General features: G+C 67.2%; 13 protein-coding genes. All 13 read left to right on the top strand.

Features of this window, described 5'->3' with window-relative positions; translation table 11 throughout:
• Positions 1 to 111: 111 nt before the first annotated feature.
• The 13 genes from GH664_RS05900 (at position 112) to GH664_RS05840 (ending at position 12418) form a co-directional block, all read left to right on the top strand.
• On the top strand, positions 112 to 1020 hold the full coding sequence (locus GH664_RS05900; protein WP_012761385.1) for a LysR family transcriptional regulator: 909 nt from the start codon (positions 112 to 114) through the stop codon (positions 1018 to 1020).
• Positions 1021 to 1559: 539 nt separating this feature from the next.
• A complete protein-coding gene (locus GH664_RS05895; protein WP_023657735.1) occupies positions 1560 to 2318 on the top strand; it encodes a hypothetical protein in 759 nt (252 codons plus the stop codon).
• Between the two features lie 141 nt (positions 2319 to 2459).
• Complete coding sequence (locus GH664_RS05890) at positions 2460 to 2678, top strand: AlpA family transcriptional regulator (protein WP_003454927.1); 219 nt, start codon at positions 2460 to 2462, stop codon at positions 2676 to 2678.
• A 40-nt stretch (positions 2679 to 2718) separates the two neighbouring features.
• Positions 2719 to 3585 (top strand): ParA family protein, encoded by an 867-nt coding sequence (locus GH664_RS05885; protein ID WP_004265510.1) that lies wholly within the window; start codon positions 2719 to 2721, stop codon positions 3583 to 3585.
• Entirely contained in the window at positions 3569 to 3805 is a 237-nt protein-coding gene (locus GH664_RS05880; RefSeq protein ID WP_023109327.1) for a hypothetical protein, read from the top strand. The genes GH664_RS05885 and GH664_RS05880 overlap by 17 nt, the downstream gene beginning before the upstream one ends.
• Complete coding sequence (locus GH664_RS05875) at positions 3798 to 5441, top strand: ParB family protein (RefSeq protein WP_043104923.1); 1644 nt, start codon at positions 3798 to 3800, stop codon at positions 5439 to 5441. Before GH664_RS05880 ends, GH664_RS05875 begins: the two co-directional genes overlap by 8 nt.
• 17 nt (positions 5442 to 5458) lie before the next feature.
• The gene (locus GH664_RS05870; protein WP_016446180.1) at positions 5459 to 6019 is read left to right on the top strand and encodes a DUF2857 domain-containing protein; all 561 of its coding nucleotides are present in this window, start codon (positions 5459 to 5461) and stop codon (positions 6017 to 6019) included.
• A gap of 2 nt (positions 6020 to 6021) precedes the next feature.
• Positions 6022 to 7215 carry an STY4528 family pathogenicity island replication protein gene (locus GH664_RS05865; RefSeq protein ID WP_043104891.1) on the top strand — a complete coding sequence of 398 codons (1194 nt, stop codon included), beginning with the start codon at positions 6022 to 6024 and terminating at the stop codon, positions 7213 to 7215.
• A gap of 238 nt (positions 7216 to 7453) precedes the next feature.
• On the top strand, positions 7454 to 8206 hold the full coding sequence (locus GH664_RS05860; protein ID WP_023101518.1) for an OST-HTH/LOTUS domain-containing protein: 753 nt from the start codon (positions 7454 to 7456) through the stop codon (positions 8204 to 8206).
• Between the two features lie 188 nt (positions 8207 to 8394).
• A complete protein-coding gene (locus GH664_RS05855) occupies positions 8395 to 9183 on the top strand; it encodes a PFL_4669 family integrating conjugative element protein (RefSeq protein WP_015038897.1) in 789 nt (262 codons plus the stop codon).
• Positions 9180 to 9728 (top strand): DUF3158 family protein, encoded by a 549-nt coding sequence (locus GH664_RS05850; RefSeq protein WP_034021438.1) that lies wholly within the window; start codon positions 9180 to 9182, stop codon positions 9726 to 9728. Before GH664_RS05855 ends, GH664_RS05850 begins: the two co-directional genes overlap by 4 nt.
• Positions 9725 to 10108, top strand: coding sequence for a single-stranded DNA-binding protein (locus GH664_RS05845; RefSeq protein ID WP_013721963.1), 384 nt, complete (start codon positions 9725 to 9727; stop codon positions 10106 to 10108). The genes GH664_RS05850 and GH664_RS05845 overlap by 4 nt, the downstream gene beginning before the upstream one ends.
• Before the next feature lie 294 nt (positions 10109 to 10402).
• Positions 10403 to 12418 (top strand): DNA topoisomerase III, encoded by a 2016-nt coding sequence (locus GH664_RS05840; RefSeq protein ID WP_043104890.1) that lies wholly within the window; start codon positions 10403 to 10405, stop codon positions 12416 to 12418.
• The last annotated feature ends 604 nt before the right edge of the window (positions 12419 to 13022 follow it).

Genomic DNA, 13022 nt, shown 5'->3' with positions numbered 1-13022 from the left:
CATCCGAGCATCACCCCCCAGGATGGCTCTCATCTCGATACAGAGGTGAATCCTCCGCACTATTCGGCTCCCTACGATGATATGGACTGATCACATCGGTAGGGAGAAAGCATGAACTTACGCCATCTTCGCTGCTTCATCGCCGTAGCCGAGGAACTGCACTTCGGCCGGGCTGCTCGACGGCTGCACATCGAACAGTCTCCACTGTCGCGCACGATCCGCCAGATGGAGGCGGATTTAGGGGTGCCGCTGCTCAACCGCTTGCCACGCAGTGTTCGTCTCACACCGGCGGGACAGGTCTTCCTCGAAGAAGCCCGGCGCGTACTGCTGGCCTTCGAGCAAGCGCAGACCAAGGCACGCGCCGCAGCGAACCAGCGGAACACGCTGCGCATCGCACTATCTGGTGACATGGGGCAGGCCCGCTTGTCGGCGTTGCTTGCGCTTTGCCGCGAGGAGGCACCACAGGTCGGCATTCGGATATTTGAAACGCCACTGGCGCAGTTGGTGACTGGACTGCGCAACGACTTGTATGACGCAGGTTTTGCATTGGCTGGTGAAATGGACGCCGGCATCGTCGCCATGCCGGTGTGGCGAGACCCGCTGGTGGTGGCTTTGCCCGCCAGGCATCCGCTGCTGGCTTTCAAGGAAGTGCCGCTGGAGGAAGTGGCGAGCTATCCGCTGGTGCTGTGCGATCCCCAGGTCTGCGAAGGTTGCAGCCGGCAGCGCGAACGGCTGCTCCGCACGGTGGATGCGCAGCCGACGGTAGCCGAGTACGTCAAGACCCATTCCCTGATGCTGGCCCTCGTGGCCGCCGGCTACGGCGTGGGCTTTTCGAGCGCGGCGCATCTGGCGGGTTGCCATCAGGCCGATGTCGTCGTGCGGCCGCTGGCCGACGAGACCGCTTCGCTGACGACCTATCTACTGCGACCCGAAGGCGAAATCATGGAGCCGCTGCGGCAGTTCATCGACCGCGTGGAGCGTGTCGGACGCCCGCAAGGCACCGATCAACGCCCGATGTGACGCGGGGATTTTGGACGGTACGATTCCCTTTCGGTCTGGACCTTGACCCGCATTGCATCGGCGGCCGACCTTTTGCGTCACGGGCATGGATGGCGAATCGGGCCTATCCACCCGGCATCAAGCAAGGCACCTTCAAGCTGTCGAGGTCACAGCAGTGACGCAGAACGCATGAGCCCTTGCTGGATGCAAACCGGCTCAGCCGGAAGTCGCATTGGCGCTTTACCCCGCCCGTATTCCTACGAAAACTTTGCCCTGGTTTTCCGGTAAAGCGCGGCATCCCTTCCTGATCGAACTTGGATGCGCGGCTTTTCAGACCGTTGCGCCGGTAACAAGATTTTTCGCAGGTGCATTATGGTTGAGGTGTAGCGGGCACCGCAAGGAGGTTTGCCCCCTGCGTAACGCTCGGCGACATCGCCGCACCCAACGTCCACCACGATGCCGACCGGCTCGCGCTTCATCGGGTTCTTTGGGCAATCGCTGCGCCCATGTGGGCCGCGCGCGCTTGCCATGTGTCGATCCGACGATGGGAAGAGCGCGATATGCCGAAATCGAGCAGCCACGCCTTTGGCGCAAAGACGTACTACCGACCGATCGAGGCGGCCGTCCGCTGGTGCGGTCTCCTGCGCTTCGAGCAGCGTATTCTGGAAGCGCTGGAGCAGCGTGCCATGCCGGAGCCCGGCGAATTCCCGCGCTGGCCGCTGCTGCGCCTGTATGCCGAGCGCATCTTCGACGCGCTGACGCATGGCGAATTGCCCGGTGGCAAGGCCGGCATCGTGCTGGACTCGCAGCGGCCGGCGCTCGACGACCCCGAGTTGACCGTGCGCCACGTGGACTTGAAAGCGTGGATGTCGCAGTTCTACCCCGGCGATCGGCCGGGGTTTTTGTTTGACGGCATCGAACGCGCGGTGCATCCGGCGGTGAGCGTGGACACGCTCAACATTCTGCTGGCCGATCGCGAAGCAGCGAAGTCGCAACTTGCCGAACTTGCCCTGGTGCATGAAACGCTGCGCACCGCGCACGAAGCACTGGCGAAGGAACATGCCACGCGCGCGGCCAACGACGAACAGGCGCGCGAGCCTGGCCTGCGCAGCGAGACGACTTACCTCAACATCATCGGCGGACTGCTGACGCTGCTGCTGGGCAATTCGCCGTCAGGCGCGGCCTATTCGTCGTTCCGCAGCATGGATGCCGTGGTCAGCGCGCTGATCGCACACCATGAGGGGCGGCCGGGTCTCAGCGAGCGGACGCTGTGGAGCAAGCTCGCGCAGGCGCGGCGCCACCTGGAGGCGTCGTGCTGACGACGCGGCCAGCATGATGCCGATGCGGCGCACTGCAATTGCAGTCGCTGCTTCTGCAATTGCAGTGATTTCGGCGACCGCGGTGTATTGAATACGAGGCACTTTCCGAACAGCGCCAGTGAGCGTCAAGGAGTGTCTCTCATGTCTTCGCAGACCACCGCGCCGGCAGTGCCGGCCGAGCACCGCATCCTGCGTCGCGCCGAAGTCGAGGCCAAAACCGGCTTCAAGCGCGCGCACATCTACAGCCTGATGAAAGAAGGCAAGTTCCCCAAGGCGCTGCGCTTGGGCGTGCGCGCCGTGGGCTGGGACTCGGCGGAGGTCGAGCAATGGATCGCCGATCGCCTCGATGAGCGCGCCTGACGCTTTTCCTCGGTACATGCCATTCAACCGGGAGAGGCCCATGCAGGTGGTGTCCATCATTTCGACCAAGGGCGGCGTCGGCAAGACCACGACGGCGGCCAACCTGGGCGGCTTCGCAGCCGACACCGGGCTGCGCGTGCTGCTGCTGGACCTGGACGTGCAGCCCACGCTGTCGAGCTACTTCACGCTGGCCGAGCGCGCGCCGGCCGGCATCTACGAGATGCTGGCCTACAACGAGCAGCGCGCCGAGCAACTGGTGTCGCGCACCGCGATCGAGCGGCTTGACCTGGTGCTCTCGAACGACGACCGCGGCGAGCTGAACACGCTGCTGCTGCACGCGCCCGATGGCAGATTGCGGCTGCGCCACCTGCTGCCCACGCTGGCGCCGCACTACGACCTGCTGCTGATCGACACCCAGGGCGCGCGCAGCGTGCTGCTGGAGATGGCGGTGCTGGCCTCGAACTTGGCGCTTTCGCCGGTGACGCCGGAAATCCTCGCGGCGCGCGAGCTGCGGCGCGGCACGCTGCAACTCATCGAGGACATCGCGCCGTACCGCCACCTCGGCATCGAGCCGCCGCCGCTGCACCTGCTCATCAACCGCGTGCATCCGGTGTCGTCGAATGCGCGGCTGATCCAGCAGGCGCTGCGTCAGGTATTCCAGGAGCAGCCTGGCGTGCGCGTGCTGGACACCGACGTGCCGGCGATTGAAGCCTATCCGCGCGCCGCGACGCGCGGACTGCCGGTGCATCGGGTGGAATACCGCCAGCCGGCGGGCCGCACGGCACCTGCCGCATTGGAGACCATGCGCGCGCTGGCCGGCGAGCTGTTCCCGGCGTGGCAGGAGCGCTTTGCGCTCGTCACCGGCCGAGGCGACGCGGGAGGGGCCGGCCATGGCCAGCGCACATGACCTGGCCCGCGGCCACAAGCGGCTGCGAGGGCTGATCGAGTTCGCCCTGGGAGAAGGTTGGAAGGTGGTGCGCACCCGCGGCGGGCACCTGCTGTTCACGAAGCAAGGCTGCGCGCCGATCTACACCAGCTCGACGGCGAGCGACCACCGCGCCGAGCGCAACGCCCGTGCGCAGCTTCGCCGCGCCGACCGACAGGCGCAGGAGAATGGCCGTGGCTGAGCTGACGCCGCAGGACATGGCTGCCAAGCTGCTGGCCACCGGCTTCGAGCGCAGCGGCCCTTCGGCCGCGACCTTGAGCGACCCCATCGCCGACACGCCGATGGTGGTGACGCTGGACCAGTTGCGGCCCTACGACCACGACCCACGCGTGACGCGCAACCCGGCCTATGCGGAGATCAAGGCGTCCATCCGCGAACGTGGGCTGGACGCGCCCCCCGCGATCACGCGCAGGCCGGGCGAGGCGCACTACATTATTCGCAACGGCGGCAACACGCGGCTGGCGATCCTGCGCGAGTTGTGGAGCGAGACCAAGGAGGAACGCTTCTTCCGCATTGCGTGCCTGTTCCGCCCGTGGCCGGCGCGCGGCGAAATCGTGGCGCTGACCGGGCATCTGGCCGAGAACGAGCTGCGCGGCGGCCTGACCTTCATCGAGCGGGCCTTGGGCATCGAGAAGGCGCGCGAGTTCTACGAGCAGGAAAGCGGCCAGGCGCTGTCGCAAAGCGAACTCGCGCGGCGACTGACGGCCGACGGCTATCCGGTGCCGCAGTCACACATCAGCCGCATGAACGATGCGGTGCGCTATCTGCTGCCGGCGATCCCGACGCTGTTGTACGGCGGATTGGGCCGGCATCAGGTGGACCGGCTCGCAGTGCTGCGCAAGGCGTGCGAGCGCACCTGGGAGCGGCGTGCGCTGGGCCGGCCGCTGACCGTGGACTTCGCTTCGCTGTTTCAGGATGTGCTGTCGCAGTTCGACACGCAGCCGGAGGGCTTCTCGCCCCAGCGCGTGCAGGACGAACTGGTGGGTCAGATGGCCGAGCTGCTGGAAGCGGACTACGACACGCTGGCATTGGAGGTCGATGACAGCGAAAGCCGTCAGCGAGTATTGACCAGCGAGCCGGCCGCGCCGAACCCGGCAACGCCTGTCGCACCTGCGGCGCCAGCCATCACGCCGCAACTGTCGCCCGCGGCGCCAACGCCACGGGACACCTCGCCCGTCGCGCCACCGGCAGAGACACCCTCGGCACCACCTGCCGCTGCACCAAACGCCCGGGACGGGCAGCGCGACGAGCGCCTGCAAGGGCACATCGTGACGCCGGCGCCGACCACCGAGCGCCTGCAGTCCATCCAACGGATGGTCGCGGACCAGCTCGGCGACAAGCTGCCCGACTTCGAGGCCGATGCGCTGCGTGCGATCCCCGTGCAGGCGGGCGGACTCTATCCCATCTCGGACGTCTGGTACATCGAGCCGAGCTTGGACGTGCCGGATCGCCTGCGCGTGCACATCGCGCAATTCGCGCGCGAGATCGCCGGGGACGCAGCGGTAGCCGACCACATCGAGGCCAGCGACGGCGGCATCGGCTTCGTCTGCGTGGCGCCGGCCGTGGGCCAGGCGAAGGCGCTGCCGGTGTTCGCGCGGGCGGTGCTGACCCTGCTGCATGCGCTGAGTGCAGCGCCGCCCGCCGCGAACGGATTGGACCGCGCGCGGCTGGCCGATGAGCTGGCGGCGCTGCTCCATGGCCATGGCGGCTCGGCCACACGCCTGAGCGATGCTGCGCTGGTGAAGCTGTTCCGTCTGCTGCGCCTGGCGCGCCGGCTGCTGGATCTGGAAGCCGGCGTAGCGAGCCAGGATTCCTGAGCGCAGGAGGCTCCCGTATGTCGGCACCGCACCCGCTCAACCAGGCCGTGATCGCCCAGGCCCTGCATGACCTGCGCAACGGCCAGTTGCGCCGCTGCAAGGCCATGGGCTTCGGCGAGGAGGAGCTGGATGCGCTGAAACACCCCGAGCTCGTGAGCATGCTGGTGAATGCCACGGTGTCGTGGTGTTCGGTATCGGTGAACCGGGAAGTGTTGAAGCGGCTGCTGAGCCAGGTGCACGACGTGGAGCGGGAGATCGCCACGGTGGACCGCATGCTGCGCTTGGGGGCGAGCACGGAGATGGTCAGCAAGTTCTACGGCCTCACGCATCAGGAAGTGGCGCTGCGCCGCGACATCCTCGGGCTGCCCAAGCGCAAGGGCCGGCATCCGGTACTCGACGAGGCGCAGGACGTGGCCTTGTGGGAGCGCTGGAAGGCCGGCGTCGCCGAGCGCCATGTCGCCCTGACCGACGACATGGCGATGCTGGCGCTGACCATGGACCTGGCCGAGGCCATGACCCTGCCCATGTCGGTGATCTGGTCGGCGATACGCAACTGGATCGACCAGGGGCTGGTGTAGCCATGACCACGGGCGGCGCACCACGGCGCGAAGGCCCCGTTGCGCTGTCGGCGTTGTTCGACGAGGCGCTGCGGCACCTTGAGCCGAAGGAACCGGCGCAGGGCACGGCGCCGGCCGCCGACGGTTTCCTCTACAGCGGCAACCGCCATGAGAGCGTGCCGCGCCGACTGTTCCTCGACCGACGCCTGACGCCGCTGGAGCGCAACGCCTGGCAGGTGTTCCGCCTGCAGCTCAACGACGACGGCGTGACCGCCTTTCCCACCTACGACCAATTGCGCCCCTACCTGGCCTCGATGCCCTGCGCGGCGCAGGCATCGCACGAGACCGTGGCGCGCGCCCTGACGCTGCTGCGGCTGACGCGCTGGCTGAGCCTGGTGCGACGACGGCGCGACCCGAAGACCGGCCGTATCCAAGGCAACCTCTACGTGCTGCACGACGAACCGCTGTCGCCCTTCGAGGCGATGCAGCTCGACCCCGACTATCTGGGCCTGGTGAGCCAAGCGCTCACGCACGCGGCGAAGGCGGTGCAGGTCGTGGGCATGAACACGCTGCGGGAGATCGCTGAAGACCCGCTGCTCAGCGGGCGCACGCTGCCGACCCGCTTGCAGGTGCTCGCGCAGCGCATGGCGCTGCATGGCTGGACGACGCCAGGTTATCCACAGGAGGGTGCGGACCACGAATCCGAAGAAGGCCAGGAAGCCCTTCTTCGGAATGCTGCGCGCCCGTCTTCGGAATCCGAAGCAGGGCCGAAACCCGCGCCGGACGGCTCTCTTCGGATTCCGAAGGAGGACCGTACAGTACGTAATGATCGTATAAATGAAGTACGTACAGTACCGCGCGCGAGGGCCTTGCAGAACCTGCGGCTGCCGGACCGTTTCCTGCGCTTGAAGGACGAGCAGCAGGCCGGCGCGCTGGTGGCGCTGCAGCAGGTGGACGAGGCGCTGAGGCAGGCCGTTCTCGACGAGTGGGCGGCACGCTGCCACAACAGCGCGGTACGCAACCCGGCCGGCTACCTGTTTGGCATCATCCAGAAGGCGATCCGCGGGGAGTTCAAGGCCTGGGCCGGAGAAAGTGCATCGGCACCGCCAGCGCCCCCGTCACCTGCGCCCTCGTCACCGCCGGCATCCCGTGCGGCTGACCCCGAGGTCGCACGTGCCTACCTGGCTCAGCTCCGAGAAGCCTTGCGTGATCGCTGATGTTGACTATCCCCAGGGGATAGCTGGAACAGACATCTTTCCGCCGCGCTCGATTGTCGCCCGCCGAATGACAGGCGAAACTGTCGCCTGTGAATCAGACGAGGACAGCCACGCACGAGCCCGGCCGACGATGGACACGACGACTTCCCCCGCCACAAACGCACTGCAACCACTACAGCAAGACGTTCAGCGCTTGCTGGGCAGATGCCTGTTGCGCCTTCAACAATACGAGCGCCTCATGAAAGCCATCGTGGCCCACCACGAGATTTCAGGCCCGGCGCATTCGCTGGAGGCCATTCGCGCAGCGCGGATTGAAGATGCCGCGACCAAGACCCTGGGCACGTTGGTCGGACAACTGTTTGGTTCGTATGTCGTCACCGATGGAAATGGCGGCGAGGAACGCGACGACGATCTTCCCGGCGACGTGATTTCCTTTCGCACGCGCGTGCAACTGAGCCTGTCTGCGCAGGACTACGCCAACACCCAGGCCGACCTCAAAGACCTGGTATCGCTGCGCAACACCCTGGTGCACCACTTCATCGATCAGCACGATCTATGGACCGTGGACGGGTGCCGCGTTGCACAGGACGAACTCGGTTCCGCCTACACGCGCATCGATCAACACTTCGAGCAGCTGCGCGGCTGGGCCGAGCACATGGATCAGGCGCGGCGCCTGGCAGCGGAGTTCGTCCAGTCGGATGTGTTCCACGACCTGGTGGTCAATGGCATCGCGCCGGACGGCACGGTGGACTGGCCGGCCGCCGGCATCGTCCGCGCGCTGCGCGAGGCCGCCGCGCAGTTGGCCGTCGAGGGCTGGACACCCATCGCCGCCGCTGGCCGCTGGATCGCGGACCGGCATCCCGAGCAACTTCCAGCCAAGTACGGCTGCAGCAGTTGGCGGCAGGTGGTGCACGAGTGCCGCCTGTTCGAGCTTCGCTACCGTGAGGTGGAGGGGCAACGGGCCGCTTGGTACAGACCTCGCGAGGCGTAGCCCCGCAACGCGGTCTCACCTCCGCGCGAGCCGCGAACAAGTCCGCCGAGCTATCCCCAGGGGATAGCCGGCACACACAGCCTTCCGTGCAGAACAAACCGGGCGCGCATGGGCTGCGGTTTGTTGACTGACAGCCTTCCGGCCGATGCCGATGCTGGCGACTCGCCCCTTCACCGCGAGTCGCTCCCATGGCCAACGAACGCACAGAACCCCTGCAACTGAATCTCGGATCGCTGCGCAGCGCGATGTCGCTGACGCTGCACACGCACCACGCTTCGCGCATCTGGCACGGCCGCGCGCCGACCGAGGGGCGCCCCGGCATCATCGGACTCAACGGCTATATCGGCGCCATGAACAAGATGAAGCGCGGCGCCGAGCAGGACGACCCGTACTCGGACTGGTGGATGTTGCGGATCGAGGACAAGCTCGCCGACACCAGGACCCGTCTGCAGACCCTGCGCGAACAGGTGGATCAGGCCTTGGCCGACGTGCCAGCGGCGCTGTCGCTGGGCGAGAACATGAACGTGCAGCCGGTGAAGCTGCCGCTGTTCGTCAATGCTCAGCTCGGTTTCATGGCGGTGTACCTGCTGGCCGACTACGACGACCTGGCACGCAAACTCATCCTGGCGCACCACACGGCGCTGATCGACCGCAGCACCTTGGAGCGCTGGCTCAATGATGGCGCGCACGCGCTGCGCAGCCTGTTCTCGCTGGCCCAGCAGTACCGCTACTCGGGCACGACGCGCGACGACTTCGCGGCGAAGAACGCCGCGGCGCGAGCGGCGCTGGAGAAGTTCGGCGAGCTGCCGCAGGACGTGCTGGAAGGCACGCGCCGCTCGCGCTTCGCGCCACCGATCGCGCGGCGGACGACCAAGCCCGGCACGCCGCCTGCTGCGCCCGCCATCGAGCCCGATGCGCCGGCTCACACGGATGGCGCAGCCGATGGTGCGGCGGGCGATGAGGGTACTGACGCATGACGGCATCGCCCCCCATCAGCCACTCCACGCGCTTCGTGGCGCTGGAACAGGCGGACTTCCAGCGGCTGGAACACGCAGGCTACCTAAAAGGCCTTTTACAGCCTTTTAAGGGTAAGGGGAGTCTGGAGACCTGGGCCAGCCAGTGCGCGGCGCTGCGCGACGACGTGATTGGCCTGGCGCAGCGGCGCGTGCTGCCCCAGGCGCGCGCCTACCCCTTCAGCCTGCTCCACGTGCAACTGGCCCAGCAGGCCACTGGCGCAGGGACGACCTTCCTGCGCTGGCGCAACCTCGACCGTTCCTCCATGGGCGTGGCGTTGTGGGAGGCCCTGCTGGCCAACCCCGCGACGCCGGCCTCGCTGATCGACGAGCTGTACGCGATGGAACTGCAGCGCATCGTGCTGAACATGCAGATCAGCCTGACCCACAGCATCGCTCGCCAAGCCCTGGAATGCGCCAGCAAGGCCGCCCAGGCCGAAGCGGCTTACCTGCGACGTGTCCACGGGCATACCGCGGCCGTTCCACCCACCACCAAGGAGTCACCATGAGCACGCACTTCGTCGGCGAGGGCAACATCGGTTCTGCGCCGGACTACCGCGAATTCCCGAACGGCAACGACGAGCCGCGCCGGCTGCTTCGCCTGAACGTCTATTTCGACAACCCGATCCCGAAGAAGGACGGCGAGTACGAAGATCGCGGCGGCTTCTGGGCGCCGGTGGAGCTGTGGCACCGCGACGCCGATCACTGGAAGACGCTGTATCAGAAGGGTATGCGGGTGCTGGTCGAGGGCCGCACCGTGCGCGACGAATGGGAGGACGCCGACGAGAACGAGCGCGTCACGTTCAAGGTCGAGGCCCGGCGCGTGGGCATCCTGCCGTACCGCATCGAGTCGGTGGCGCTCAGCGCCAAGCCGGCCGGCGGACAGTAGTTCGCCCATCGCCGCTCCCCCGAGGGCGGCTGTAGCAACCGTCATACGCCCGCGATGCACCAGCGAGCTATCCCCAGGGGATAGCTCCAAGGTCGTCCACAGAGTTCCAGCCGCCCTCCCGTAACGACGCTTTTGCTGTGCCAGCTCCTGCGGTCTATGCGCACCGCTGCGGCAACGGACCGCCTGCCGATCACAAAGCGGTGTCTGCGCCAATCGGCTTCCTTGCTGCCGGCATCTCCTGGCCCCGCCAAGCTGACGCCCATCCGATGAACCGCACATTTCCAAGGAGGCTTCATGCGCGTGTTCCTGTGCGAGAAGCCGTCCCAGGGCAAGGACATCGCCCGTGTGCTGGGTGCCGGTCAACGCGGCAACGGCTGCTACAGCGGCGCGGGTGTCGTCGTGACCTGGTGCATCGGTCATCTGGTGGAGGCGGTTCCGCCCGAAGGCTACGGCGAACAATACAAGCGCTGGGCCATCGAGCAACTGCCCATTCTTCCTGAGCGTTGGCGTGTCGAGCCCAAGGCGGCGACCGCGGCGCAATTCAAGGTCGTGCAGCAGCTCGTCGCCAAGGCGGGCGAGCTGGTGATAGCGACCGACGCCGACCGCGAGGGCGAGATGATCGCCCGCGAGATCATCGACCTGTGCGGCTACCACGGGCCGATTCAGCGCCTGTGGCTGTCGGCGCTCAACGATGCGTCGATCCGCAAGGCGCTGGGTGCGCTCAAGCCGTCCGCCGAGACGCTGCCGCTGTACTACTCGGCCCTGGCCCGCTCGCGTGCCGACTGGCTGATCGGCATGAACCTGAGCCGGCTGTTTACGCTTCTAGGTCGGCAGGCCGGCTACACCGGCGTGCTGTCGGTGGGGCGCGTGCAGACGCCGACGCTGAAGTTGGTGGTGGATCGTGATCGCGAGATCGCGCGCTTCGTCTCTGTGCCGTATTGGGCCGTGGACGTGCTGCTATCCCATGCCGGCCGGTCCTTCACCGCGAGCTGGATACCGCCCGAAGGCAGCACCGATGCAGCGGGTCGCTGCCTTCAGCAGCCGGTGGCGCAGCAGGCTGCGGATTGCATTCGCGCCGCACGCGATGCGCAGGTCGTGTCGGTGGACACCGAGCGCGTGCGCGAGGCACCGCCGCTGCCGTTCGACCTGGGCACGCTGCAGGAGGTGTGCTCCAAGCAGTTGGGCCTCGACGTGCAGGAGACGCTGGACATCGCGCAGGCGCTGTACGAGACGCACAAGGCGACGACCTATCCGCGCAGCGACTCGGGATACCTGCCCGAAAGCATGCTCGCGGAAGTGCCGGCGGTGCTCGATGCACTGCTCGCCACCGATCCCAGCCTGCGGCCCTTGATCGGCCAGCTCGACCGCAACCAGCGTTCGCGCGCCTGGAACGACGGCAAGGTGACGGCTCACCACGGCATCATCCCGACGCTGGAGCCCGCCAACCTGTCGGCCATGAACGAGAAGGAACTGGCCGTCTACCGGCTGATCCGCGCTCATTACCTCGCGCAGTTCCTCCCGCACCATGAGTTCGACCGGACGGTAGCGCAGTTCTCGTGCGGCAGTCAGTCGCTGGCGGCCGTGGGCAAGCAGATCGCCGTCACCGGCTGGCGCGAGGTGCTGGCGACGCCGGGGCCGGACGATGCCGACGGCGAGGATGCGCAGCGCAGCCAGGTGCTGCCGGCGCTGCATGCGGGCCTGTCCTGCCCGGTCGGCAAGGTGGATCTCAAGGCGCTGAAGACGCTGCCGCCCAAGCCCTACACGCAGGGCGAGCTGATCAAGGCCATGAAGACTGTCGCCAAGTTCGTGACCGACCCGCGGCTGAAACAGAAGCTGCGAGATACCACAGGCATCGGCACCGAGGCGACACGCGCCAACACCATCAACGGTCTGATCGGTCGCGGCTACCTGGTCAAGAAAGGCCGCGCCGTCCGCGCTTCCGATGCGGCATTCACGCTCATCGACGCGGTGCCCTCGGCCATCGCCGACCCCGGCACCACGGCGGTGTGGGAGCAGGCGCTGGACATGATCGAGGCCGGCCAGATGGCGCTGGACACCTTCATCGAGAAGCAGTCCGTGTGGGTCGGCCAGCTCGTGCAGCAGTACCGCGGCGCAACGCTCTCGCTCAAGCTGCCGCCGGCGCCGGCCTGCCCGCAGTGCTGCGCACCGATGCAGCAGCGCACGGGCAAGAGCGGCGCGTTCTGGTCCTGTTCGCGCTACCCGGACTGCAAGGGCACGTTGCCGATCGAGTCCCCGACGGGCCGGCGCAGCGCACCGCGCAAGCGGCGCGCTGCCTCCAAGGCGTCCTGATCCTCGCTTCCCCCTGCCGCGCCGGCCACTTCACTGGCGGCGAGGCAAACGTCCCGCACCGCGCGGGACTCCAAAGCGCGCGTCTCCTTCTGCAACGGTGTGCGCGCCCCGTCTGCCCGCCGTCGGGCGACGGGGCGAGAAGGTCATTGCTCCACGAATCGCGCCCGCCGCCATTCCCTTGATCGGTGTGCCTTGCCTCGGTCACGAGGGGCTTCCTGACGCCTTGCCGCCGCGCGAGCCGTGAGGAGGCCCCTTGGGCCGAGGGTATTCCGTGCCGGTGCCCGCCGGCGAAACATCGGGCTCCCTTTGTGTGTGGATGCACGCCAGAGGTTTCCGGCCCCAGCCACGAAACGGGCCGGGTGCGATTGCTGACGCAGCGAACGGCTTTGACGACGGCCTGCGCTGACGCAGCCCACAGGTGGTTTTCCTTTCTCTTCAGCCGAAGGCCCGTGTGGCCTTCGGCGCCCTGGTCTTTGCCTTGTCCCGTGACGCGGGCCATTGCCCTAAAGCGGGCCGTCCGCGATTCGGTTTTCCCTGCGACGGCAGCCATGCTTCGCGCCCATCCTCACGCCATGCGTTGCTGACAGTCGTCAGCGGCATGCCC

It is taken from the genome of Thauera sp. 2A1 (genome assembly GCF_009469595.2).
Lineage (GTDB): Bacteria > Pseudomonadota > Gammaproteobacteria > Burkholderiales > Rhodocyclaceae > Thauera.
Note: the sequence above shows the minus strand (reverse complement) of the source record. Positions and strands in the feature narration are given on the sequence as shown.